This window comes from Micromonospora maris AB-18-032 (assembly GCF_000204155.1).
GTDB lineage: Bacteria > Actinomycetota > Actinomycetes > Mycobacteriales > Micromonosporaceae > Micromonospora > Micromonospora gifhornensis.
This window is the reverse complement of sequence record NC_015434.1, coordinates 57084-81245: the sequence shown is the minus strand read 5'-3', so window position 1 is coordinate 81245 and position 24162 is coordinate 57084. Positions and strand designations below refer to the sequence as shown.

Sequence of the window (24162 nt, the reverse complement as noted above, 5' to 3'; positions counted from 1 at the left end):
GACATCTTATCGAACATACGTTCTAGACAGGTAGCGCGACACGCAGGTCAGCCATATCGGTATGGTGTGGCGATGCTGCTCTCCGACCGCGACCTGGTCTCCGAGATCAAGGCGGGCACGCTCGCGCTGGAGCCCTTCGAGCCCACGCTGGTGCAGCCGTCCAGCATCGACGTACGCCTGGACAAGCTGTTCCGGGTCTTCAACAACCACCTCTACACCCACATCGACCCGGCGACCCGGCAGGACGACCTGACCTCACCGGTCGAGGTGCCCGACGGCGAGCCCTTCGTGCTGCACCCGGGCGAGTTCGTGCTCGCCTCCACCCTGGAGGTCATCTCCCTCGGCGACCAGTTGGCCGGTCGACTGGAAGGCAAGTCCAGCCTGGGGCGCCTGGGCCTGCTCACCCACTCCACCGCCGGCTTCATCGACCCCGGCTTCTCCGGGCACGTCACGCTGGAACTGTCCAACGTGGCGAACCTGCCGATCACCCTCTGGCCCGGCATGAAGATCGGTCAGCTCTGCATCTTCCGGCTCTCCTCGCCGGCCGAGCACCCGTACGGATCGGCCGTCTACGGCTCCCGCTACCAGGGGCAGCGCGGGCCGACGCCGAGCCGGGCCTGGCAGAACTGGCGCACCTGGCCGACCCGCTGACCACACCAACGCCAGGCCCAAGCTCAGTCAGGACAACACTCAGCCGGGTCGGCCGAAGCTGTGGATGGGGCTGGTGTCCATCCGTTTCATCTTCACCGGCTGACCGGCGCGGGAGGCGTGCACCACCCAGCCGTCACCCACGTACATGCCGACGTGGTGCAGATCGCGGTAGTAGAAGACCAGGTCACCCGGGCGTAGGGCGCTGCGGCTGACCGACGCGGTGACCTGACGCTGCCGGGCCGCGTTGTGCGGTAGCGCCACCCCGGCCCGCGCCCAGGCGGCCAGCATCAGACCCGAGCAGTCGTACGCGTGGGGTCCCTCGGCCCCCCACACGTACGGCTTGCCGATCTGGGCGCAGGCGAACTTCACCGCCACCCCCGCCGGCCCGCCCGGATAGCCGGCCGGGCAGGGCGCCGGACGCAGCGGGCCGCCGCCTCCATTGCCGTACGCCCGCAGCCGGAGCCGCTGCAACCGGTCGATCTCGGCGTCGATCTGGCGGCGCTTCTGCGCGAGCTCGGCCTCGGTACGGGCCAACTGGTCGATGGTGCGCTCCAGCCCGGCCTTGGCGGTGGTGAGTTCGTCGCGCAGTTCGCTCGCCTCGCGTACGTCCTGTTGCTGGAAGTGGGCGTAGCGGTTGAGCAGGCCGATCTGCTCCACGACCTCGCCGGGCGACCTGCTGTCCAGCAGGGCGTTGACGGCACCGACCGTGCCGCCCTTGTACGCCCGTGCCGCCAGCGCGCCGACCCGGGTCATCGCCGCGTCGACCTGCTGCTCAAGCGGTGCGATCCGAGCGGCCAGGGCGTCGGCCTCCCGGCGCTTACCGGCGAGATCCTGCCGGGTGGAGTTGTGGCGTTCGATGAGTGGTTCGAGCCGGTTCCAGTCCGCGTCGATCTGGCGCTCGATGGCGTCGACCGTCGGCTCGGCGTGGGCCGCCGTCGCGCCGCCGGTCAGCATGACGGCGGTCGCGGACAGGGCGGCGAGTGCGGTGGTGCAGCGGTACCAGCGGGATCGCGGCGCAGCCGTCGTCGGGCCGGGCGTCGCCGGCCGTGCTGACGGTGGCCGCGGGGCATGGTGTGCCACCGGGCTCCGTACTCCTTCTTCCCGTACCGCCTACCGGGTTAGCTGACGGGTTCGGGCGGGAAGGGAGCGCCCTACCGCGGTGATCGCGGATTCACCCCGGGAACCTGGATCCCCGGCTCGCGCAAGCGACTCGGCGGTGTCGGACCGTTACCGCCCCTGGTGGACGGAACTGCCATCGGACCCGACGATTGCCCAGCGTAGGGACGATCCCCGTCGATACGCAACACATCCACACCATCACTCACGGTGCACAAATCCGACAACGAACAGGGCCCCCGGTCGCTTGACCGAGGGCCCTGGTGATGTTCCTGTCTGCTCGCTCAGCCGGGTCGGCGGAAGCCGGCGATCGGCATCGTGGTGATCGGGGAGACGTTCACCGGCTTGCCCGCTCTGGGTGCGTGCACCATCAGATTGTTGCCCAGATAGAGGCCGACGTGACTCAGGTCACTACGGAAGAAGACCAGATCGCCGGGGCGGGCCTCAGACCTGGAAATGGCCTTGCCCTCGTTCCACTGCGCACCGGTGAAGTGCGTCAGGTAGATGCCGGCGGCCTTGTACGCGTACTGGGTCAGCCCGGAGCAGTCGAACGAGTTCGGGCCGGTGGCACCCCAGACGTACGGCTTGCCGACCTGGGCGCAGGCCACCTTGATGGCGGTGCGGGCCGCCGCGCTGACCACCCCGTTGATGGTCGGGCAGTTGGTGGTCTTGACCGTGGTCACCGGCAGCGACCGCTCAAGTTGCTTGATCTTGGCGTCGATCTGCTTCTTCTTCGCCGCGAGCTGCTTTTCCTTCGCCTCCTGGTCGGCGATCAGCGCGTCGAGCTTGGCCTTCTGCGTGTCGTACTTCTTGCGGACCTTCATCACGCTCTCGAGCTGCTGGCGCTCGTACGCCGCCAGCCGCTCCAGCATGGCCATCTGCTCGCCGAGCAGGTCCGGCTTGGCGTTCAGCAGCACCGCGCCGATTTCCTGGGACGGTCCGTTCACGTAGTACCGCGAGGCGAGGTCCGCCACCCGGTTCATGGCCAGTTCGGCTTCCAGGGCCAGCGGCTGGATCTTCTTCTGCAGGTCGGCCGACTTCTTCCGGTTGACCTTCAGCTGCGACCGCACCTTGTTGTACTGCTCGATGGTGGGCTCAAGCTGCTGCCACTGCTTGTCGATCTGACGCTCGATCTCCTCCACCGAGGGCTCGGCGTGCGCGGGGGCGGAGAGCAGGCCAGCGCCGACTGCGGCGGCAGCCACCAGGACGAGCAGACGGTGAGCGGCTCTCCGCAGGCCACCTGGACGGCTCGACCGTCCGGGCACGTGACGATGGAGGGGCATGGTTGCCACCGGCAGCGACTCCTTTGCAACCGACCGCCGGGTGTCCCGCGGGCGGTAGAGGGGCGGAACAGACGACCTACGGCGGTCGGTGCCCAACATTAGGGAAGGCACCGGGCGGAATCAAGGCGACCAACGAACGATTCACGTTTGCGCGACCGGTTGCGCACAAAGGGTGTCGATCATTTCGTTATAGTCACGCGGGTAAATATGAATACGGGGTACGACGGACCACGTGAGCCCGCCGTACCCCGTAGCTGTTCAGGCCTTGCTCAGCTGCCGACCGGCTCGCCCTCCTCGGCGCCCCGGGCCTGCTCGGGGCGGACCGACCGCAGTAGGACGCTCGCCACATCGACCACCTCGACCTGCTCGCCGGCGCCCTTGCCGTTCACTCCGTCGGTGAGCATCGTCGAGCAGAACGGACAGCCGACGGCGATGGTCTTCGCCCCGGTGGACATGGCCTCCTCGACCCGGTCCACATTGATCCGCTTACCGATCCGCTCCTCCATCCACATCCGCGCGCCACCGGCGCCGCAGCAGAAGGAGCGCTCGCTGTTGCGCGGCATCTCGGTGATCTCGCCGGCGCCCAGCGCACTGCCCAGCACCTCACGCGGCGGGGTGAAGACCCGGTTGTGCCGCCCGAGGTAGCACGGGTCGTGGTACGTGACGCCGCCGTCGACCGGCTGCACCGGGGTGAGCTTGCCGGTGGCGACCAGATGCGCCAGCAACTGGGTGTGGTGCACCACCTCGAACTCGCCGCCGAGCTGGCCGTACTCGTTGCCCAGGGTGTTGAAGCAGTGCGGACAGGTGGCGACGATCTTCCGCTTGGCCTTCTCGCGGCCGGAGAACGCCTCGTTGAGGGTCTCCACGTTCTGCTGGGCGAGCATCTGGAAGACGAACTCGTTGCCGATGCGGCGGGCCGGGTCACCCGAGCAGGTCTCGCCCTCACCGAGGATGGCGAAGGAGACGCCCGCCTCGTTCAGCAGCGTGGCCACCGCGCGGGTGGTCTTCTTGGCCCGGTCCTCGAACGCACCGGCGCAACCCACCCAGAACAGGTACTCGAAGTCGTCGACCTCGCCGACGCGCGGCACCTCGAAGTCGAGGCCCTTGGTCCAGTCCTCCCGGGTGTTCTGCGGCGCACCCCACGGGTTGCCCTTGTTCTCCAGGTTGCGCAGCATCACGCCGGCCTCGGAGGGGAAGCTCGACTCGATCAGCACCTGGTAACGCCGCATGTCGACGATGTGGTCGACGTGCTCGATGTCCACCGGGCACTGCTCGACGCAGGCGCCGCAGGTGGTGCAGGACCAGAGCACGTCCGGGTCGATCACACCGCCGGCCTCGGCGTCGCCGATCAGCGGCTTCTCCGCCTCGGCGAGCGCCAGCACGTCGACGTGGGCGAGCTGCGCGGCGGTGGCCTTCTCCTCGCCGGTGAGGTCCTTGCCGCCGCCGGCCAGCAGGTAGGGCGCCTTGGCGTACGCGTGATCCCGCAGGCTCAGCACCAGCAGCTTCGGCGACAGCGGCTTGCCGGTGTTCCACGCCGGGCACTGCGACTGGCACCGGCCGCACTCCGTGCAGGTGCTGAAGTCCAGCAGGCCCTTCCAGGTGAACTGCTCGACCTGAGCCACCCCGAACTGGTCCTTCTCGGGGTCCGCCTCCTCGAAGTCCAGCGGCTTGCCGTCGCTCATCATCGGCCGCAGCGGGCCGAGGCCGGAGCCGGCCGCCCCCGGCTTGCGCTTGAAGAAGATGTTGGGGAAGGCCAGGAAGCGGTGCCAGGCCACACCCATTGTCACGTTCAGCGAGATCACGATGAGCCAGGTCATCGAGATGGCGATCTTGATCAGGGCGGCGACGCTGACCCCGGACTCCCAGTCCGGCAGCGCCGAGCCGACCGCGTGGCTGAGCGGGGTGGCCCAGGTCGGGTACTCGAAGTGGTCGGTGGCGACCTTGAAGCCCCGGATCAGGAAACCCATGATCAGTACGGCGAGGACGACCGCCTCGACGAAGTAGCCCTGCCACATCGTCGACCCGGTGAACCGCGAGCGGCGACCGGCCTTCGTGGGCCGGTTGGCGAGCCGGATCGCGATCAGCACCACGATGCCGACGATGCCCAGGATGCCGATCCACTCGGTGACCAGGCCGTAGAGCGCCCAGCCGCCGATCAGCGGCAGCCCGCCGGTCGGGGACACCACCTCGAAGTACGCTTCGAGCACCAACAGCGACAGCACGATGAAGCCGACCATCACGAACCAGTGCGCCGCGCCGACCACGCTCCAGCGCAGCATCCGGGTGTGCCCGGCGGTCTCCGCGAGCATGGTCCTGGTGCGGCTGGCCTTGTCACCGAACCGGGACGGGTCGGGCTGACCCAGCCGGATCACGGCCGTCATCTGCATGACCGCGCGCACCGCAAGCCACACCGCAACGGCGGTGATGGCGGCCGCGAGGATCGTGGTGACGATCTGGACGCTGCCCATCGAGTTGGCCTCCCGGTCTGCTGCCTGGCGAGCGGCTCGGCGACCGGGTCGGAGGTGCGTACGCGACCTCAGCCGCCGCGCACCTCGAACCGGACCGGTCGATGACCGTCCCGCTCGGTCATGCAGTGCAGCCTACGCGCAAGGTTACCCAGCAGTAACGTGAGTCTTCTCGCACCTGGGCCACGCCGCCCTGCGCCCACCCTAGGAGGCAGCCGCAGCATCCGCGCGACGGGGCCCTCGACGACTCACCCGGCGCTGCCGGATGAGCTGCGGATCAGCGCCAGCGAGACAGCAGGATCAGCGAGCCGACCATCGCGCCGAAACCCACCGCCAGGTTCCAGTACCCCAGCTCCATGACCGGGTACTCCTGCTCGGAGAGGTAGTAGACCACCAGCCAGCCGATGCCGAACACGATCAACGACACGGCGGTGACCGGCAGCCAGATCGGGCTGGGCTTGCGCGTCGCCGCTGTCGCCGCCGGGCGGACGTCCGTGGGCGGGGTGTACACCTTCTTCTTGCGGACCTGAGACTTGGGCACGACGCTCTCCAGAGGGGTTACGACCTCGTCCGGCCTGCAACCGGGCGCGAGGGCGACGGTCCATGGCCAATAATGTTCGAGAGCTAGCGTAGTCCGGAAGCCCCGCTCAATCCACGAATGGGGGCCAGACCGTTGCCCGGCAACCCGGGAACGGACGACGGACGAGGGCCACCACGACCGTACGGATGCGGTCGCCGGGGCCGGAGACAGGGGGAAACGGGTCGTGGAGTACACGTCCGGCGCAGCCTCGTGGCAGAAGGTGGTGCGGCGTCTTGTCGCCGGCCTGCTGCGGCGCGGGCGGCGGCGACGCCCTGGCTGGTCGATCGGCGTACCGCTGATCGCCGCCGCCGCTGGCCTGCTCTTCACGACCACGGCCACCACCGCCGGCGGCACCGCGCTGCGTGAGGACCGCCGCCCTCAGCTCACCGAGCTGATCGAGGACCGCCGGGAGCGGGTGGCCCTGAACGAGGAGCGAGCGGCGACGCTGCGCCGGGAGGTCGAGAGCCGTACGACCGACCTCGCGGACTCGGACACGCCGATCAAGGAACAGCAGGAGCGGGCCACGGAGAACCTCGCGGTCGCCGGCTTCACCGCCCTGACCGGTCCCGGGCTGACGGTCGAGCTCAACGACGCGCCGCAACTCGGCAAGCTCCCCGAAGGGGCCAGCAACGACGATCTCGTCGTGCACCAGGGCGACGTGCAGGCCGTGGTGAACGCGCTCTGGGCCGGCGGTGCCGAGGCCATGTCAATCATGAATGTCCGCGTTCTGGCGACCAGCGCGGTACGCTGCGTGGGTAACACCCTGCTGCTGCACGGCCGGGTGTACTCCCCACCCTTCAAGATCGTGGCAATTGGCGATCCCGGCGCGCTTCGAGCGGCCCTCGCCGCTTCCGAGGGAGTCCGGTGGTTCAGGAACGCGGTGGAAAACTACCAACTCGGGTACTCCGAGCATGCTTCCACGGTCACCGTGCCCGCATTCGAGGATTCCACCACCCTGCGCTCGGCAACGGTGCCAGAGTGAGGCCGTCATGCGTGATCTAGTCATCAGCACGGTGCCGGGGCCGAAGCACCGTCATGAGTGAGCGTCCCGACGGTCGCCACCGCGACCAGGCCGACGAGGCGACCGCCTTCCTGCCCCGCGTCGACCGAGCCGAACCGACCCCCACCCGTCCGGCCAACGCCTGGCCCGAGCCGGTGCCGCCGCGTCCGTCCACGCCGGCGAGTAACGACGGCCCACTCCAGAACACCGGGGTACCGCTGCCGTCGGGCCAGCCGGACATCCCCGTCGGGCCGACGCCCTGGCGAGGAGCGTTCGAGCCGAGTCGGCCGACCGACACCCCCCAGCCGCCCGCGAGCGCCGCGTTCACGCCGCAGCGCCCCCAGAACGGCGTACCCGCCCCGCAGGCCCCTCAGGCCGCACCGCAGCCGTCAAGCGCGCAGCAGTGGCCCACCACGCCGTACCGGTCCGACGGGCGACAAGCGCCCACCGCGCCGCAGGGACCGGCAGCACCGCAGTGGCCCACTGCACCGCCCGGACCTGTCCGGTCACACGCACCCATGGCGTCGCAAGGACCCGGTGCACCGCCTGCGGGTGCCACCTCGGCGCAGCGGCCCACCGTGCCGCACCTGCCTGCTGAGCCCGGCGGGCACGCAGCACCGCCTCCTCCCGCCACGCAGCACGCAGGTGGCGCGCCGTACCCGAACGGCATGCCGCCAGGACACGGCGCTGAGCCGGGGCAGGGGGTGCCGAGCGGACCAGCTTTGAGTGGTTGGTCGGGCGATGGTCCGACTGCGCTGATGCCCAGGATCGGGGACGCCGCAGCGACACCGCCCCCGGCTGCGAGCGGGGGCCAGCCGACGGAGCCGGGCCGTCCTGGCCAGAACTCGACCGCCCCTGCTCCACAGGACGGCCCTCAGCCTGGTTTCGCAGCGTCCGGCCCGCAGCCGGCCCGCAGCGGGCCACACCAGCAGGCCGGACCGGGCGGTTCCGACGGGCGGGCTGACGAGGCGGCCACCGCCCTGATTCCGGCGGTGGCCGGCGTCCGCCCTGGCACGCCGCCCGCGATGGACTCGACCGCCCTGATGGGTGCGGTACCCCGACCGCCGCAGGTCGAGGAGCCCGCCGGCGCCGACCAGCCGACCGAGCCACCCAAGCCACGCCGGGGCGACCGGGTGGTGCAGTTGCGGGCGGAGCAGACGGGCGAGGGCTACAAGAGCGTCTACTCGGAGCTGACCCGCCCGTCCTTCTGGTCTCGCGTACGCACCGGTCTGCGCTTCGGCGGTGAACTGCTGATCACCTTCGGCCTGGTGGTGCTGCTCTTCGCGGGCTACGAGATCTGGGGTAAGTCGGCGATCGTCGACGCCCACCAGGACGAGCTGAGCCAGCAGTTGGCGCAGGCCTGGGGGCCCGAGGGCGATCCGACCGTGGCCCCCTCGGCCACTCCCTCCGCCTCCGCCTCACCCAAGCCGCCGGTGCAGGGCAAGCCGATCGCCGGTCTCTTCATTCCGAAGTTCGACAAGGAATGGATCGTGGTCGAGGGCGTGACCCAGAAGGACATCCGGTACGCCCCGGGCCACTACCCGGAGAGCGCCATGCCGGGTCAGGTGGGCAACTTCTCCGTCGCCGGGCACCGCAACCGGGCCACCTTCTGGCGTCTCGACGAGCTTCGCAAGGGCGATCCGATCATCGTCCAGGACCGCGACCAGTGGTACGTCTACCAGGTCACCGAGAATGTGATCGTCAAGCCGCACCAGGTCGAGGTGGTGGCCCCGGTTCCCGGACGTCCGGGAGCCAAGCCGACGAAGCGGATGCTCACCCTGACCACCTGCAACCCGAAGTTCGACAACTACGAGCGCTTGATCATTCATGCGGAGTTGACGCGTACCCAGTCGAAGGACCAGGGACGCCCGGCTGAGCTGGGGACCTGATGTACGGGTGGATCTGGCGCAAGCTGCCATTCGGGCTGCCCGGCAAGCTGATCGGCAGCCTGCTGCTCGCCACCACGGTCGTCGCGCTGCTCTGGTACGTGGTCTTCCCCTGGGCCGGGCCGCTGCTGCCCTTCACCGGCGAGGACGTCCAGGTCACCCAGCAGGACTCCGAGGTGCCGGGCGCCCCCGGTGACGTGGAGCCGGGCACCGATCCGGCCGACGACGAACCAGCGGGCGACGAGCACGATCTGCCGTACGACACCGACCGGAACAACACCCCACCCCCCGACGAGGACGAGTGAGACCGATGCGCGTCCTGGTGATCGACAACTACGACTCGTTCGTCTTCAACCTGGTCCAGTACCTCGGCCAGCTCGGCGTCGAGTGCGACGTACGGCGCAACGACGAGATCGACCTCGCTGAGGTGGGCCGGCTCGGTGAGGCCGGTGTGCTGCTCTCGCCGGGGCCCGGCAGCCCGGATCGCGCCGGCATCTGCCTGGACGTCATCCGCGAGTACGCCGGCAAGCTGCCGATCTTCGGTGTCTGCCTGGGGCACCAGGCGATCGGCGAGGCGTTCGGTGCCACGGTCACCCGGGCACCGGAGTTGCTGCACGGCAAGACCTCGCAGGTCCACCACGACAACAGCGGGGTTCTCGCCGGGCTGCCCGATCCGTTCACGGCAACCCGCTACCACTCCCTGGCGGTGCTGCGCGAGACGCTGCCGGACGAGCTGGAAGTCACCGGCTGGACCGAGTCAGGCATCGTGATGGCGATGCGGCACCGCACCCTGCCGATCGAGGGGGTCCAGTTCCACCCCGAGTCGGTGCTCACCGAGGGCGGCCACCTGATGTTGGCGAACTGGCTCGCCACCTGCGGTCACCCGGAAGCTCTGGACCGCGCCCCGGCCCTGGCCGCCGAGGTGGACGCCCGCCGCCTGGCCGCCTTCGCCACCACCTGAGCCGACGGCCGACACCAGCAACCCGACCACACCGGCCCGGTAGCGACCGCTACCGCGACCGGCCCGGTAGCGGCGGCCGGTGGAGGTGGGCACCCCGGAGCAGGGCGGGCTCAGTCGGACAGCGCGTCGGTGACTCCCGAGTGTGCCGGCGAGTCGACTGCGGCGGGCCGGTTGCGGATCGCGTCCCAGGCGGCCTTGCCGCTGGCGAAGTAGTCCCGTACCGCCTTCTCCAACAGCAGGCCGGTGCCGCAGCCGGTACAGCGGGCGGGCACCCCGTCGGCGTCCACGCCCAGCTGCCGACAGAGTGTCACCGCCCGGGACAGGTGGTAGGACTGGGTGACGATCAGGGCCCGCTCGACCCCGTACACCTCCCGCGCGCGGCGACAACTGTCGTACGTGTCCAGGCCGTACGGGTCGGCGACGATGCGCTGCGGATCGACGCCGAGCTGCTCGGTGAGGTGGGCCGTCATCGCCGCCGTCTCGTCACCGGATGCACCGTGCCCGTCGCCGGAGACGAGGACCACCCGGGCCCGCTGCTGGCGCACCAGTTCGGCAGCGGTCTCCAATCGGCCTGCCAACCGGATGCCCGGTTGGCGTCCGTCCTCGGTCACCGCCGTGCCCAGGACGATCACCACGTCCGCGACCGGTGCCTCATCGACGGCATGGACGTGGCCGTACGCGGCGACTGTCGTCCAGACCCACGGCAGGCTGGTGAGCAGGAGCAGCAACAGCCCCAGGACAGCGATCCGGCGTACCGGTCGCCAGCGACCCGGCCGACGCACCGGCCCGGTCACCGGCTGATCGTCCGGCACCCGCGCCGCGGGATCGCCGGCTCCCTGACCCGACTCGCCCGGCGCGGTCACTCTCCAGGCAGGCGGAACGGCGGGAAGATCGGCAACAGCTCGCCGTCGCCACCGCCACTGCCACCGCCACCATCGTCGTCCGGCGGTGGGGTGGTCGGATCCCCGGTCGGCGGGGCCGACGTCGGCGGGTCGTCGTCCTCCGGCTCCGGCACCGAGACGAAGATCGTCACCTTGGTGCCCTTGGTCCGCTGGCTACCGGCGTTGGGGTTCTGGTCGGTCACCCGACCGGCCCGGTCAGCGGGCACCTCAGGGCCGATCTCCACGTTCCACTCAAAGCCGGCGTTCTCCAGTTCCCGCTTCGCGTCGGCCTCGGTGAGGTTCTCCACGTTCGGTACCCGGACCACGTTGCCCTTGGAGACGGTGAGGGTGATCACGGTGTTCTCGGCGACCTTCTCGCCTTCCTTCGGGTCGACCTCAAGCACCAGCCCGGCCGCTTCGGCACTGTCCTTCGGCACGGTCTTGACCCGGAGCTTGCGCTCCTCGATGCGCAACGTGGCGCTTTCGACCTTGCTGCCGACGAGCCCCTCCGGGACGGTCGCCTCCGGCTTGCCGCCGCAGAGCTGCACGGTGACCGTGCTGTTCGGGGCGATCCTCTCCCCGGCGGGCGGGGTCTGGTTCGTCACCCGACCCTTACGGCAGTCCGAGGTGAAGACGTCGTCACCCCGCTCCGGCTGGAAGCCGTCCGCCTCCAGTCGGGCGAACGCCTCCTGCTGGGTCATCCCGCTCAACGTGGGCACCGGCACGTCCTCGGGCGTCTTGTCGTTGAGCAGCAGCGCGGCCACCAGCGCGATCACCGCGAGCACGCCGAGCGCGGCGAACATGGCGATCAGCCAGGACGAGGCGCGCCGCTGACGCGGGTCACCCACCCGGGCCGGGATCTGGCGGGTCTGTGTCGCCCCGCCCGACGGGTAGCCCGAGCCGCTGGCCGCGGACATCGGCACGGTCTCGTCCTCGCGCAGCACCGGGGTGGCCATCACCGGCCGACCGGCCGCCGCCCGGAGCAGGTCCGCGCGCATCTCGCCGGCGCTCTGGTAGCGGTTGAGCGGGTTCTTCGACAGCGCCTTGAGCACGATCGCGTCGACCGCCGGGTTGACCTCCGGGTTGAGGTCGCTCGGCGTCGGCGGGGCCTCCCGGACGTGCTGGTAGGCCACGCTGACCGGGCTGTCGCCGACGAACGGCGGATGCCCGCAGAGCAGCTCGAAGAGCACACAACCGGCGGCGTACACGTCGGAGCGGGCGTCGACGGCCTCGCCGCGGGCCTGCTCGGGCGAAAGATACTGGGCGGTGCCGATGACCGCGCTGGTCTGCGTCATCGTGGTGGCGCCGCTGGCCAGGGCCCGGGCGATGCCGAAGTCCATCACCTTGACCTGACCGGTCTGGGTGAGCATCACGTTGCCGGGCTTGATGTCGCGGTGGATGATGCCGTGCCGGTGGCTGAAGTCCAGGGCGGCGCAGATGTCGGCGCAGATCTCCAGCGCCCGCCGGGGTTGCAGTCGGCCCTCGGCGCCGAGCACCTCCTTGAGGGTGCGCCCGTTGACGAACTCCATCACGATGAACGGAAGGGTTTCGCCGGTGGGTGCCTGCTCCTCGCCGGTGTCGTAGACCGCGACGATCGCCGGATGGTTCAGCGAGGCGGCGTTCTGCGCCTCCCGGCGGAAACGCATCTGGAAGGTGGCGTCCCGAGCGAGGTCCGTGCGGAGCATCTTGATCGCGACGTCCCGGCCGAGCCGAAGGTCACGGCCACGGTGCACCTCGGCCATGCCGCCATACCCGAGCAGCTCGCCGACCTGGTACCTGCCCCCGAGCAGGCGGGCCTGCGCTGTCATCGCGTCCGTCGTCCTTCGCTCGTCGTCGTCTCGTCGCCCGGTCGGGGCTGATCCAGTCGACGGTACGCCGTCAGGGCCGGATCGTCTCGCCCGTCGGGCCCCAGCACGCCGGACGTCACCGTGTGCACGGACACCTCGACCGGCATGCTGTTGTTGATGCTGTCCTTCAGCCTGTAGGAAACCACGCCCGAACAGACCACGACCAGCGTGCCCAGCAGGATCGCCAGGAACCACATGCCGGACCGTGACCGCCTGGGCGCAGGCCGTGACTGACCGGCCTGCGGGGCGTACGCCTGGGGAATCGGGGCTGCGCCGCGCGGGTAACCGGTCGCCGCAGGTGCGACAGTCGTCGGACGCGGCTGCGCCACCGGCTGCCGTGCGGCTACCGGCCGGTGACCCGCCGCCGGCGCGTGTGGCGCGGCCGGCGGCCGGGGTGCGGCCGGCGAATGCGGTGCCGCGGGTGGGCGGGGCGGCTGCGGCACCTGGGCCCGGCCGGGCGGCGGTGTCGCCGGGTTGCGCCCGACGGGGGCCGGTGAGGCCGGAGCCGCCGAGATGGGCGCCGAGCCACCGGGACGTGCCTGCCGGGACAGCGCCGCCTTCAGTTGCCGGGCGACCCCGGCCAGTACGGCGGCGCTCGCCCAGCGGTCCTTCGGGTCCTTGGCCATCGCCCGCTCGACCAGCGCACAGACCTGCGGCGGAATGTCCGACGGCAGCGGACGCGGCGTCTCCCGGACGTGCCGCATGGCGATGTCGAGCGGGTTGTCACCCTCGAACGGCCGACGCCCAGCGAGGCACTGGTAGGCGACCACGCCGAGGGCGTACACGTCGGAGGCGGGGGTGGCGACCTGGCCGGTGGCCTGCTCCGGCGAGATGTACGACGCGGTACCGAGCACCGAACCGGCCGCGGTGAGCTGACCCACCAGCTCGGAGCGGGCGATGCCGAAGTCGGTGAGCACCAGCGTGCCGTTGGGTCGGACCAGCAGGTTGCCGGGCTTCACATCCCGGTGCACGATGCCCTTGACGTGGGCGGCGTGCAGCGCGTCGGCGGCCTGCGCGACAAGCGCCATCGTCCGGGCCGGGGTGAGCCGGCCGACCCGGCTGAGGGTGGCCGACAGCGGATCGCCCTCGATGTACTCCATCACCAGGAAGGCGATCTGCTGGTCGCTGCCGAAGTCGTAGACGTCGACCACGCCCGGGTGGTTGATCGTCGCCATGGTCCGGGCCTCGCCCCGGAACCGCTCGGCGAAACCCGGCTCGTCCAGCAACGCCGGGAGCAGGCTCTTGACCGCGACCGTACGCCCCAGCACCTGGTCGGTGCCGCGCCACACGTCGCCCATGCCGCCGCTGGCGATCCGCTCGTCGAGGCGGTACCGGTTACCGAGCTGTACTCCCGGACTGAGCATGTCAGCGCCCCCCGGGGTCGGCGATGGCGGCGCGCATGATCTGGCCGGCGATCCGGGCGGCCTCGGCGCTGCCGCCGCTGCCGGCCTCTTCGAGCACGACGCAGACGGCCGAAACGGGGTTGCCGTCGGAGTCCAGTGCGAAGCCGATGAACCAACCGTGGTCGGGGCGGTCCGGCGCGGACTGCGCGGTACCGGTCTTGCCGCCCACGGTGTAGCCGTTGATCTGCGCGTTGCGGCCGGTGCCGTTGCGCACCACGCTGACCATCATCTCCCGCAGGTCGGCGGCAACCTGACCGCTGACCGGGCGGCGCAGCTCGCGCGGGTTCGCGGTGTCGTAGACGGTGGTGCGGTCCGGCGCGAGCAGCTGACGCACCAGGTACGGCCGCATCTGACTGCCGCCGTTGGCGACCGCCGCAGCGATCATGGCCCCCTCCAGCGGGGTCATCCGCACGTCACGCTGCCCGATGGAGGACTGGGCCAGCGCGGCCGGGTCGGGGCCGCCGTCCGGGTTCTCCATGGTGCCGGTACGGCTGGCCGCCACCCCGTGACCGCCTTCGCCGAGCCGACCCACGGTCAGGTCCTCCTGCTCGAAGCCGAAGTCCTGGGCCTTCTTCTTGATCGCATCGGGGCCGAGTTGCACGCCGAGCTTGGCGAAGCCGGTGTTGCAGGAGTCGGTGACCGCCTTCATCAGGGTCACCTCCGCCTGCGGGCAGATCGACGGCGCGGCGTTGGTGATCGACTGACCGGAGGTGGGCGGGGTGTAGCTCGGGCCCGCCGAGATGTTGGTGTCCTTGCCGATGCCGTTCTCCAGCGCGGCGGCGGCCACCACGATCTTGAAGGTGGAGCCGGGCGGCAGCACCTCGCCGAGGGCCCGGTTGCGCAGCGGGCGGGACCGATCCTGATCCAGCTTGTTGTACGCCGCGACCGCCTCGTTGGTGTTGTGGCTGGCCAGCGGGTTCGGGTCGAAGCTGGGTATGGAGACCATGGCCTGCACGGCCCCGGTACGCGGATCGATGGCGATCGCCGCCCCCTTGCTCGCCCCCCGGTTGTTGTTGCGCAACTGGTCGTACGCGACGTCCTGGGCGCGCGGGGAGAGGGTGAGCAGCACGTTGCCTCCGGCGGTGCGGTCGCCGGTGAACATGTCCTTGATCCGGTTGGCGAAGAGCTTGTCGCTGGTGCCGGCGAGGAAGTCGTTCTCGGACTTCTCGATGCCGGTGTCGGCGAGGTTGACCGGCTTGTAGCCGAGCACGTGGGCGTACTTCGCCCCGCCGGGGTAGGTACGGAGGAAGGTCAGCTTGCCGTCGGTCTCCTTGCTGACCGCCAGGGCGGTGCCGCCGGCCTCGATGTTGCCCCGGCGACGCTCGTACTCGGCGACCTGGACCCGACTGTTGTAGTCGCTGGTGCGGTATTCGTCGGCCTTGTACGCCTGGATCCAGTTGAGGTTGGCGAAGAGCAGACCGAACAGGACGATGACGACGACACCGACCCGGCGCAGGGGTGCGTTCACGGCTTGATCACCTCCGTGGGGGCACCGTGCAGTTGCTCGGGTGGGCCCCCGGACGGACGGTTCACCTTGCCGCCGCCGGTGACCGGCCGACGACCGGCGTCGGAGACCCGCAGCAGCACCGCGATGAGCAGCCAGTTCGCCATCAGCGAGGAGCCACCGGCGGACAGGAACGGGGTGGTCTGACCGGTCAGCGGGATGAGCTTGCTGATCCCGCCGACGATCACGAAGACCTGCAACGCCAGGGTGAAGGCCAGACCACCGGCGAGCAGCTTGCCGAACGAGTCCCGCACCGCCAGGCCGGCCCGCAGCCCCCGCTCCACGATCAGCAGGTAGATCACCAACAGGGCGGAGAGCCCGAACAGGCCGATCTCCTCACCGATCCCGGCGAAGATGAAGTCGTTCTGCACCTCGGGCAGTTCCGTCGGCTGGCCGCCACCCGGCCCGGCCCCGAACAACCCACCGGTGCCCAGGGCCAGCAGCCCCTGCACCAACTGGTAGCCCTCGTCGTACGGCTTGGCGAAGGGGTCCAGCCAGATGTCGGCCCGGACCGAGAAATTGAGGAACGGCCCACCGATCGACTTACCGAGCACGTACGCCAGGTAGGCGCCGCCGAAGAACAGGACGAGACCGATGAGCAGCCAACTGACCCGTTCGGTGGCGATGTAGACCGTCGCCACGAACATGCCGAAGTAGAGCAGGGAGGTGCCCAGGTCCTTCTGGAAGACCAACACCAGCAGGCTGATCACCCAGACCACCACCACCGGACCGAGGTCACGGCCGCGCGGGAAGTCGATGCCGAGGAACCGGTGACTGGCCAGCGAGAGCACCTCGCGCTTGCGGACCAGGTAGTAGGCGAAGAAGGCCAGCAGGGCCAGCTTGGCGAACTCGCCGGGCTGGATGGAGAAACTGCCGATGCGGATCCAGAGCTTCGCGCCGTTGATCTCGGAGATGCTGGCCGGCAGCACCGCCGGGAGCATGACCAGCACGATGCCGGCCAGCCCCAGGGTGTACGCGTACCGCGAGATCGAACGGTGGTCGCGCACCAGGGCCAGCAGGCCGGCCGCGAGCAGCACCGAGAGCAGGGTCCAGGCCAGCTGCCGACCACCGGTACCGGCGAAGATGGCCAGGTCGGCGCGCTCCTCCGGGGCCGCGTTGCCCAGGTCGAGTCGGCGCAGGAAGCCGACTCCGAGACCGTTGAGCAGCGCCACCGCCGGCAGCAGGGCCGGGTCGGCGAACGGGGCCAGGAACCGGATCGCCACGTGGATGCCGAGGAACACGGCGGTGAGCACCGCGGCCGGCACCCAGAAGTTCGGGGTGACCGTGTCGAGCACGTTCGCCTCGACCATCGCCCCGTACGCGGCGACCAGCGCCATGGCCAGCAGCAGCAGCGACAGTTCGGCGTTGCGTCGGGACCGGGCCAGGCGTACGCCGGGCCGCTCGCCCGCGGTCGCGGGCGAGGATGCCGGGGTGGCCGCTGCGGTCACGATCGTCCTCGGGTCGGAAGCCGACGCCTACTCGGGCGACCGGCAGGCCGCCGGGTCGACCGTGGGCGTGAAGGCGTCGGTGGGTGGGGCGTCCGGTGTGCTCACCGGCGGGGCCAACGAGCCGTCGGGCGACGGCGAGCCGCTGCTGACCGGGCTCGCCGAGCCGGCCGGAGTGCTCGGCGGCGGCGAGGTCGACTCCGTCGTCGGGTCGACGCTCGGGCTGGAGGTGGGCGGGCAGAGTGGCTTGAGGTTGACGTTGGTCGGGCTGTCCATCGTCAGTTCCGCCAGCCGGCGTGCCGCGTCGGGCTCGTTCCTGGCCGGAATGCCCTGCTTGACCTGCTCCTGAGCGGCGAGGGTGAGATCGTCCAGTTGGGCGGTGCTCTTGGAATGGACCGTGGAGAGATCCATGCCGGCGATCTCGCCCTGGATGCCCCGGAAGACGGCCACCTGGCCGTCGTCGGTCGCCCCGACGTAGTACTGCCGCTGGGTGTAGTCGTACCCGGCGAAGACCCCGCCGCCGATGATCACCAGGAGGGCGGTGGTCATCGCCAGGGCGCGCAGCGGACGGCGGCGGGCCTCCGGCTCGTCGTCGTTGCCGGCCGGCTCCTCGGGCACAGGCGGCCGGGGAGCGGAGAGCGCCGAGGCCCGGGCGGCCGGGGTGGAGACGTCGGCCGAGGTCGCCATGCCCCGGTCCCGCGCGGCCGCACCGCCGACGATCGGGGCCGCCTCGACGATGTCGCGGTCGGTGGCGTCGGCGATGATCACGGTGATGTTGTCCGGGCCGCCGCCGCGCAGAGCGAGCTGGACGAGCCGCTCGACGCACTGCTGCGGGTCGGCGTACTCCCGCATGGTCTCGGCGATGGTTTCCGCACTGACCACCCCGGAAAGGCCGTCCGAGCAGATCAGGTAGCGGTCTCCGGGCAGCACCTGGCGGACCGAGTACTCCGGGTCGATGTCCCGCCCGTCGAGGGCTCGGGTGAGCAGCGACCGCTGCGGGTGGCTGCTCGCCTCCTCCGGGCTGATCCGGCCTTCGTCCACGAGCATCTGGACGTAGGTGTCGTCCTTGGTGATCTGGTTGAAGTCACCGTCGCGCAGCAGATAGGCGCGCGAGTCACCGATGTGGACCATGCCCAGCTTGCTGCCGGAGAAGAGGGTCGCGGTGAGTGTGGTGCCCATCCCCTCCAACTGGGGGTTGGCGTCCACGGTCTCGCGGAGCTGTTGGTTGGCGGTGCCCACGGCGGAACGCAACGCGTCGACCAGGGCGTCACCCGGGACGTCCTCGTCGAGCGGCGCCATGGCACCGATGACGATGTTGCTGGCGACGTCACCGGCGGCCATACCGCCCATGCCGTCGGCGACGGCGAGTAGCCGCGGTCCGGCGTAGACGGAATCCTGGTTGCCGTCTCGGATCAGACCGCGGTCGCTGTGGGCCGCATAGCGCAGGGTCAGAGTCATGGCCGTAATTCGAGAGAGGTGCGGCCGATCCGGATCGGCACGCCGAGGGGTACGGGGGTCGGTCCGGTGACCTTAGCGCGATCGAGGTACGTCCCGTTAGTCGAACCGAGGTCTTCGACGAACCACTGCCCGTCACGGGGCACCAGCCGGGCGTGTCGCGCCGAGGCGTAATCGTCGGTGATGACGAGAGTGGAATCCTCGGCCCGACCGATGGTTATCTGAGCTTCACCCAGCGTGATCCTGGTGCCGGCCAGTTGACCGGCGGTCACCACCAACTGGTGGGCCGCCCGCCCCCGCTTCACCTTCGCCGGCTTTGCCGTCGCCTGACCGGTCGACGCACCCACCGTGCGGGGCGCGGCCACCAGGCGACCGGACCGGGCCCCGGCGAAGAGGTCCCGCCGGATGACGCCGACCACCGTGAACACGAAGATCCACAAAAGGACGAGGAATCCGAACCGGGCGACGGTGATGACGAGTTCCGGCAAGGCGGATCAGCCGTCCACGCGGAAGGTGAGCGTGGTGGTGCCGAGCTGGATCATGTCACCGGGGTTCAGCGCCACGGCGGAGACCCGTTGGCCGTTGACCATAGTGCCGTTGGTGGAGCCGAGATCGGTCAGCACGACCTGCCCACCGTCGAAGTCCAGCCGGGCGTGTCGGCGGGAGATGCCGACGTCCGGCAGACGCAGGTTGGCCTGGTCGCCGCGACCGATCACGGTCGAGCCCATCTGCAGCGGGTAGGTGCGGCCGTCGCCGGAGACCAGTCGCACGTTACGACCGCCACCGTGCCCCGGCGGCGGGCCGTAGCCGCCACCCTGCTCGTACGCGGGGTAGCCGGACGGGCCGGCGTCGTAGCCGGGCGCGGAGACCGGGGCGACCTCGCCACCGGTGTAGACCTCGGCGGTGACCCGGAACATGCCGGTGTCCAGCCCTTCACCGCGCTCGATCTCGACGATCACGTCGCCGTAGACCGTCCACGCCTGCTCGCCGATGAACTCCGCCTGCGACTGGGCCAGCTCCTGGGCCAGCGCGGCGGCGTACGGCGCCAACCGACTGTGGTCGTACGGCGAGAGATCGATCACGTAGCGGTTGGGCACCAACGTGCGCCCGCCAGCCAGGATGGCCTTGTGCGCCTCGGCCTCCCGCTGCATGGCGTTGAGGATCTCCACAGGGTGCACGACCCCTTTGAAGACCTTGGCAAAAGCCCCTTCGACCAGGCCTTCCAGACGCTTCTCGAAGCGTTGCAGCACGCTCACCGGCTCCTCCTCGGGTCCCGAGGACATGATGGTATCGGTCCAGAGCGCACGCAGCTCACACGCCGCTCGGCCGGCAGGCCACGCCTCGTTCGGACGGCTCAGGATTGTCGTGCTACTCTTTCGTCCGCCACGAACGGTAACCGCTGTGAGCAGCGAATGCCATTCGCGGCAAAGACCGAAGCCACGTAACATGGCCGAGACCCCGCTGGCGACAGCGGAGACGGCAATGACTACGCTGTCCGAGGTCAAGCCACGGGGAAGTGGCGGAATGGCAGACGCGCACGGTTCAGGTCCGTGTGTCCGAAAGGACGTGGGGGTTCAACTCCCCCCTTCCCCACCAGTGACGAGGGCTTCGCGAATTCGCGAGGCCCTCGCTCTTATTCGGGCGTACCGGGCGTCAGGCTATGCTTCGCTGGTTTCTGCCTCCAACGGACCAGGAGTGGCTCGTGAGTGTCGCATTCGTGACCGGTTCGGGCGGGTTGATCGGCTCTGAGGCGGTCCGGCACTTCGCCGGCCTGGGTCTCGACGTGGTCGGCATCGACAACGACATGCGGCAGGAGTTCTTCGGCGAGGAGGCGTCCACCGCGTGGAACGTTCGCCGGCTCACCGACGAGTTGGGTGAGGCGTACTCGCACCACAGCATCGACATCCGCGACCGAGGCGCGCTCGGCGCGCTGTTCAAGCGGTACGGCCGGGACGTCGCCGTGGTGATCCACACCGCCGCGCAGCCCTCGCACGACTGGGCGGTACGCGATCCCTTCACCGACTTCGACGTGAACGCCGCGGGCACCCTGAACGTGCTGCAGAACGTCCGCGAGCACTGCATCGAGGCACCGGTCATCCACTGCTCGACGAACAAGGTCTACGGCGACCGCCCGAACAGCCTGCCCCTGGTCGAGCTGGAGACCCGCTGGGAGATCGAGCCGGGGCACCCGTACGAGCAGGGCATCCGCGAGGACATGTCGATCGACGCCTGCCTGCACTCGATCTTCGGCGCCTCCAAGGTCGCTGCGGACGTGATGGTGCAGGAGTACGGCCGCTACTTCGGGATGAAGACGGCCTGCTTCCGGGGCGGCACCCTGACCGGGCCGGCGCACTCGGCCACCGAGCTGCACGGCTTCCTCGGTTACGTGATGCGGGCCAACATGGAGCGCCGCACCTACAAGATCTTCGGCTACCAGGGCAAGCAGGTCCGGGACGCCATCCACAGCTCGGACGTGGTCTCCGCGTTCGAGGCGTTCTTCCGCAACCCGCGCTCGGCCGCCGTCTACAACCTCGGTGGCGGTCGGCACTCCAACACCTCCAACCGGGAGGCGTTCGCGCTGGCCGAGCAGATCACCGACCAGGAGATGATCACCGAGTACGTCGAGGCCAACCGGATCGGCGACCACAAGTGGTGGATCGGCTCCAACGAGGCGTTCCAGGCCGACTACCCGGACTGGAAACAGGTGTACGACGTACCCATGATCATGCGAGAGATCTACGAGGCCAACGTGGACAAGTGGGTCCCGGCGCGCGACGGCGAGGTCCGGCCGTGAGCAAGCGCAACGTGCTCGGCGTCCTGGTCGACGCCACCGACTACGCCACGGCGACCGAGCAGGTCATCGCCGCCGCGCAGGAGCGTCGGCCGATGGCGTTGACCGCCCTGGCCGTACACGGGGTGATGACCGGGGTGCTGGACCCGGCGCACAACGCCCGGCTGAACTCCTTCGACCTGGTGACTCCGGACGGCCAGCCGGTGCGGTGGGCACTGAATCTCCTGCACGGCGCGGGGCTGACCGACCGGGTCTACGGGCCCCAGCTGACCCTGCACGTGCTCTCCCGCTGCGCCGACGAGGGCCTGCCGGTCTACCTGTACGGCTCGACCGAGCAGACCCTGGCCCGGCTGATCCCGGCGCTGGAGCGGATGTTCCCGGCGCTCAAGATCGCCGGAGTGGAGCCGTCCAAGTTCCGTGCCGTGCAGCCGGGCGAGGACGTGGAGATCGCCGACCGGATCAAGGCCAGCGGCGCCCGGCTCGTCCTGGTCGGCCTGGGCTGCCCCCGCCAGGAGATCTTCACGTACGCGATGCGCCCGCTGCTGGACATGCCGCTGATGGCCGTCGGCGCGGCGTTCGACTACCACGCCGGGCTGCTGCGCCAGCCGCCGCCGTGGATGCAGCGGGCCGGGCTGGAGTGGTTCTGGCGGCTCGGGCTGGAGCCGAAGCGGCTGTGGCGGCGGTACGTGATCCTCAATCCGGCGTACCTGGGCCGGCTGTTCGCACAGAAGGTCGGCCTGTGGAAGGCCCGCCCGCCCGCGCCGGCCACCGAGCGCCCGGCCGGTTTCGCGGTCTGACCGCCCGCCGGAGAGTTGACGACGAACGGGCCCCCGGCCAAGCGGCCGGGGGCCCGTTGTCGTACCGGTGTCAGAGGCTCAGGGTCCAGGTGTTGATGTAGCCGGTGTCGCCGCCGTAGACGTCACGCACCTGCAGGCGCCAGGTGCCGTTCGCCGCCTCGCTGGACAGGTTCACCGTGTAGGTGGTGTTCACGTGGTCCGCGCTGTCGCTGATGTTGCTGTTCTTCAGCCGGTAGGACGAGCCGTCCGGGGCGAGCAGGTCGATGACCAGGTCGCCACGGTAGGTGTGCACGATGTTCACCGCCACGGTCGAGCTCGACGAGGCGTTCCGGTTGCAGCCGGAGATGGTGATCGAGCTGGTCACCGCCGAGCCGGCGTCCGGGATCGAGACGTCGGTGCCGTTGGTGCCGGAGCAGCTGCCGCTACCGCTGCCGGTGACCGTCAACGTGTAGGTGGCGGTCTTGGTGCCGGAGGCCGCGCTACCGGTGATGGTCACCGGGTACGTGCCGGCCGGGGTGCTGGCCGAGGTGCTGATGGTCAGCGCCGAGGACCCACCCGAGGTGACCGTGGCCGGGCTGAACGAGGCGGACGCCCCGGACGGCAGGCCGCTGGCCGAGAGGCTGACCGACTGGGCGGAGCCGTTGGTGGTGGCGGTGGACACCGTGGCGGTCGCCGAACCGCCCGGCGCGACCGAACCAGAGGTCGGCGACACCGAGACCGAGAAGTCGTTGGTCGGCGGCGGGGTGCTGCCGTTGACCACGTAGAGCAGCTGGTTGGGGGTACCGGTGCCGACATTGCTGATCACGTTCGGCGTGGAGTTGTTGACCAGGTAGTCCCGCACCTGCTGGTTGCTCCAGGACGGGTTGGCCGAGAGCACCAGGGCGGCGGCACCGGCGACGTGCGGCGAGGCCATCGAGGTACCGCTGATGGTGTTCGTCGAGGTGTCGTTGGTGATCCACGGGGCCGTGATGCTCACGCCGGGCGCCAGGATGTCGACGCAGGTGCCGAAGTTGGAGAAGCTCGCGGCGGCGTCGTTGTTCTGGGTGGCACCGACGGTGATCGCCGGCGCGGTCCGGGCCGGGGAGTAGTTGCAGGCGTTCTGCCGGACACCGAGGCTGTTGCCGTTACCGGCGGCCACCACGAAGGTGACACCCGAGTTGATCGAGTTGATCACCGCGTTGTCGAGCGTGGTGTTCGCCCCGCCACCGAGGCTCATGTTGGCCACGGCAGGCTTGACCGCGTTCGCGGTGACCCAGTCGACGCCGGCGATGACACCGGCGTTGGTGCCGCTGCCGGAGCAGTTGAGCACCTTGACGGCCACCAGTCGGGTCGCCTTGGCGACGCCGTACGCGGTGCCGCCGACCGTACCGGCGACGTGGGTGCCGTGGCCGTTGCAGTCGGTGTTGTTGGAGTCGACCGCGTTGGTGCCCCAGGTCGCCCGGCCGCCGAAGTCCGAGTGGGACGTCCGGATGCCGGTGTCGATGATGTACGACGTCACGTTCGAGGCCGTGTTGGGGTACGTGTAGGAGCTGTTCAGCGGCAGGTTGCGCTGGTCGATCCGGTCCAGACCCCAGGACGGGGGGTTCGTCTGGGTGGCGGCGAGTTGCACCGTGTGGTTCTGCTCGACGTAGGCCACTGCCGGATCGGCCGCGATCCGGGCCGCAGCCTTGGCACTGAGTCGCAGCTCGGCGCCGCGGATGGCCGCGCTGTACGTGCGCGCCGCCGCTCCACCGTGCCGCCGCAGCAGCCGGTCCACAGAGGAGCCGACCGCGGCACGGCCGACCTCGCTGTCCTTGAACACCACGATGTAGCTGTCTTTGACGGCGGTGGCGCCGCCGGCGCTTCGGATCGTGCCGACCGGCTCGGCGGCCATGGCGGGCGTCGCTGCCGCCACCATGGCCAACGCGGCCAGTCCGACGAAAACGGACCTCTGTCGAAGAACCATCTTCCTACCTCCCTCTGTCGGCAGCCCTCGTCGCATTGCTCATGACCCACTGATCGATGGCTGCCGATCAAGGAGAGGGTAGTTCGAGACATGGACACAGATAAACATGTCGGATCCCTCATAACATGAAACGATGGTTCCCCTACGGGGGG

The 24162-nt window shown here is 69.9% G+C and carries 20 protein-coding genes, 1 tRNA gene and 1 riboswitch; of the genes, 8 read left to right on the top strand and 13 right to left on the bottom strand.

Annotated elements, in window-relative coordinates; genetic code table 11:
- Positions 1–72: 72 nt before the first annotated feature.
- The gene (dcd, locus tag VAB18032_RS00400) at positions 73–651 is read left to right on the top strand and encodes a dCTP deaminase (RefSeq protein ID WP_013730777.1); all 579 of its coding nucleotides are present in this window, start codon (positions 73–75) and stop codon (positions 649–651) included.
- A 39-nt stretch (positions 652–690) separates the two neighbouring features.
- Here the strand turns inward: dcd and VAB18032_RS00395 are convergent, their stop codons facing one another.
- From VAB18032_RS00395 to VAB18032_RS00380, 4 genes are all read right to left on the bottom strand, one after another.
- On the bottom strand, positions 691–1731 hold the full coding sequence (locus VAB18032_RS00395; protein WP_013730776.1) for a C40 family peptidase: 1041 nt from the start codon (positions 1729–1731) through the stop codon (positions 691–693).
- Positions 1732–1743: 12 nt separating this feature from the next.
- A riboswitch (cyclic di-AMP (ydaO/yuaA leader) is annotated at positions 1744–1877 on the bottom strand.
- A gap of 174 nt (positions 1878–2051) precedes the next feature.
- Complete coding sequence (locus VAB18032_RS00390) at positions 2052–3065, bottom strand: C40 family peptidase (RefSeq protein WP_232510724.1); 1014 nt, start codon at positions 3063–3065, stop codon at positions 2052–2054.
- A gap of 254 nt (positions 3066–3319) precedes the next feature.
- Entirely contained in the window at positions 3320–5518 is a 2199-nt protein-coding gene (locus VAB18032_RS00385; RefSeq protein ID WP_013730774.1) for a (Fe-S)-binding protein, read from the bottom strand.
- A 274-nt stretch (positions 5519–5792) separates the two neighbouring features.
- Complete coding sequence (locus VAB18032_RS00380) at positions 5793–6056, bottom strand: cell division protein CrgA (RefSeq protein ID WP_013730773.1); 264 nt, start codon at positions 6054–6056, stop codon at positions 5793–5795.
- Positions 6057–6279: 223 nt separating this feature from the next.
- Here VAB18032_RS00380 and VAB18032_RS00375 point away from each other — a divergent pair, with 223 nt between their 5' ends.
- The 4 genes from VAB18032_RS00375 to VAB18032_RS00360 are packed head-to-tail and all read left to right on the top strand — an operon-like array spanning position 6280 to position 9942.
- Positions 6280–7077 (top strand): DUF881 domain-containing protein, encoded by a 798-nt coding sequence (locus VAB18032_RS00375; RefSeq protein WP_013730772.1) that lies wholly within the window; start codon positions 6280–6282, stop codon positions 7075–7077.
- A 53-nt stretch (positions 7078–7130) separates the two neighbouring features.
- Positions 7131–8984, top strand: coding sequence for a class E sortase (locus VAB18032_RS33410; RefSeq protein ID WP_081475986.1), 1854 nt, complete (start codon positions 7131–7133; stop codon positions 8982–8984).
- Complete coding sequence (locus VAB18032_RS00365) at positions 8984–9286, top strand: hypothetical protein (RefSeq protein WP_013730770.1); 303 nt, start codon at positions 8984–8986, stop codon at positions 9284–9286. Before VAB18032_RS33410 ends, VAB18032_RS00365 begins: the two co-directional genes overlap by 1 nt.
- A gap of 5 nt (positions 9287–9291) precedes the next feature.
- Entirely contained in the window at positions 9292–9942 is a 651-nt protein-coding gene (locus VAB18032_RS00360) for an aminodeoxychorismate/anthranilate synthase component II (protein WP_013730769.1), read from the top strand.
- A gap of 110 nt (positions 9943–10052) precedes the next feature.
- On the opposite strand, the gene VAB18032_RS00355 is transcribed toward VAB18032_RS00360, so the two are convergent.
- The 8 genes from VAB18032_RS00355 to VAB18032_RS00320 all read right to left on the bottom strand — a co-directional run bounded on the left by VAB18032_RS00355 (position 10053) and on the right by VAB18032_RS00320 (position 19760).
- The gene (locus tag VAB18032_RS00355; protein ID WP_043722488.1) at positions 10053–10736 is read right to left on the bottom strand and encodes a SanA/YdcF family protein; all 684 of its coding nucleotides are present in this window, start codon (positions 10734–10736) and stop codon (positions 10053–10055) included.
- A gap of 65 nt (positions 10737–10801) precedes the next feature.
- Complete coding sequence (pknB, locus tag VAB18032_RS00350; protein WP_013730767.1) at positions 10802–12631, bottom strand: Stk1 family PASTA domain-containing Ser/Thr kinase; 1830 nt, start codon at positions 12629–12631, stop codon at positions 10802–10804.
- Positions 12628–14034 carry a serine/threonine-protein kinase gene (locus VAB18032_RS00345; RefSeq protein ID WP_013730766.1) on the bottom strand — a complete coding sequence of 469 codons (1407 nt, stop codon included), beginning with the start codon at positions 14032–14034 and terminating at the stop codon, positions 12628–12630. The genes pknB and VAB18032_RS00345 overlap by 4 nt, the downstream gene beginning before the upstream one ends.
- A 1-nt stretch (position 14035) precedes the next feature.
- Positions 14036–15541 carry a peptidoglycan D,D-transpeptidase FtsI family protein gene (locus VAB18032_RS00340; RefSeq protein ID WP_013730765.1) on the bottom strand — a complete coding sequence of 502 codons (1506 nt, stop codon included), beginning with the start codon at positions 15539–15541 and terminating at the stop codon, positions 14036–14038.
- Positions 15538–17025, bottom strand: a complete 1488-nt coding sequence (locus VAB18032_RS00335) for an FtsW/RodA/SpoVE family cell cycle protein (protein ID WP_013730764.1) — start codon at positions 17023–17025, stop codon at positions 15538–15540. The genes VAB18032_RS00340 and VAB18032_RS00335 overlap by 4 nt, the downstream gene beginning before the upstream one ends.
- Before the next feature lie 27 nt (positions 17026–17052).
- A complete protein-coding gene (locus VAB18032_RS00330) occupies positions 17053–18480 on the bottom strand; it encodes a PP2C family protein-serine/threonine phosphatase (protein WP_013730763.1) in 1428 nt (475 codons plus the stop codon).
- Positions 18477–18965, bottom strand: a complete 489-nt coding sequence (locus VAB18032_RS00325; protein WP_013730762.1) for an FHA domain-containing protein FhaB/FipA — start codon at positions 18963–18965, stop codon at positions 18477–18479. The genes VAB18032_RS00330 and VAB18032_RS00325 overlap by 4 nt, the downstream gene beginning before the upstream one ends.
- Before the next feature lie 6 nt (positions 18966–18971).
- Positions 18972–19760, bottom strand: a complete 789-nt coding sequence (locus VAB18032_RS00320) for an FHA domain-containing protein (RefSeq protein ID WP_043719182.1) — start codon at positions 19758–19760, stop codon at positions 18972–18974.
- 227 nt (positions 19761–19987) lie between these two features.
- Here VAB18032_RS00320 and VAB18032_RS00315 point away from each other — a divergent pair.
- The 3 genes from VAB18032_RS00315 (at position 19988) to VAB18032_RS00305 (ending at position 22065) form a co-directional block, all read left to right on the top strand.
- Positions 19988–20073, top strand: a tRNA-Leu gene (locus VAB18032_RS00315).
- A gap of 64 nt (positions 20074–20137) precedes the next feature.
- Complete coding sequence (locus tag VAB18032_RS00310; protein ID WP_193386281.1) at positions 20138–21271, top strand: NAD-dependent epimerase/dehydratase family protein; 1134 nt, start codon at positions 20138–20140, stop codon at positions 21269–21271.
- Positions 21268–22065, top strand: coding sequence for a WecB/TagA/CpsF family glycosyltransferase (locus tag VAB18032_RS00305; RefSeq protein ID WP_043722484.1), 798 nt, complete (start codon positions 21268–21270; stop codon positions 22063–22065). Before VAB18032_RS00310 ends, VAB18032_RS00305 begins: the two co-directional genes overlap by 4 nt.
- A gap of 70 nt (positions 22066–22135) precedes the next feature.
- Here VAB18032_RS00305 and VAB18032_RS00300 read toward each other — a convergent pair whose 3' ends face one another.
- A complete protein-coding gene (locus tag VAB18032_RS00300; RefSeq protein ID WP_043719178.1) occupies positions 22136–24010 on the bottom strand; it encodes a S8 family peptidase in 1875 nt (624 codons plus the stop codon).
- Between the last annotated feature and the right edge of the window lie 152 nt (positions 24011–24162).

Bases quoted from the DNA above. Each gene is read 5' to 3' on its own strand.
- VAB18032_RS00385 (WP_013730774.1), bottom strand. From the start codon at position 5,518: ATGGGCAGCGTCCAGATCGTCACCACGATCCTCGCGGCCGCCATCACC.
- VAB18032_RS00330 (WP_013730763.1), bottom strand. From the start codon at position 18,480: ATGACTCTGACCCTGCGCTATGCGGCCCACAGCGACCGCGGTCTGATC.
- VAB18032_RS00310 (WP_193386281.1), top strand. From the start codon at position 20,138: ATGCTTCGCTGGTTTCTGCCTCCAACGGACCAGGAGTGGCTCGTGAGT.
- VAB18032_RS33410 (WP_081475986.1), top strand. From the start codon at position 7,131: ATGAGTGAGCGTCCCGACGGTCGCCACCGCGACCAGGCCGACGAGGCG.
- pknB (WP_013730767.1), bottom strand. From the start codon at position 12,631: ATGACAGCGCAGGCCCGCCTGCTCGGGGGCAGGTACCAGGTCGGCGAG.
- dcd (WP_013730777.1), top strand. From the start codon at position 73: ATGCTGCTCTCCGACCGCGACCTGGTCTCCGAGATCAAGGCGGGCACG.
- VAB18032_RS00300 (WP_043719178.1), bottom strand. From the start codon at position 24,010: ATGGTTCTTCGACAGAGGTCCGTTTTCGTCGGACTGGCCGCGTTGGCC.
- VAB18032_RS00360 (WP_013730769.1), top strand. From the start codon at position 9,292: ATGCGCGTCCTGGTGATCGACAACTACGACTCGTTCGTCTTCAACCTG.
- VAB18032_RS00345 (WP_013730766.1), bottom strand. From the start codon at position 14,034: ATGCTCAGTCCGGGAGTACAGCTCGGTAACCGGTACCGCCTCGACGAG.
- VAB18032_RS00320 (WP_043719182.1), bottom strand. From the start codon at position 19,760: ATGTCCTCGGGACCCGAGGAGGAGCCGGTGAGCGTGCTGCAACGCTTC.
- VAB18032_RS00365 (WP_013730770.1), top strand. From the start codon at position 8,984: ATGTACGGGTGGATCTGGCGCAAGCTGCCATTCGGGCTGCCCGGCAAG.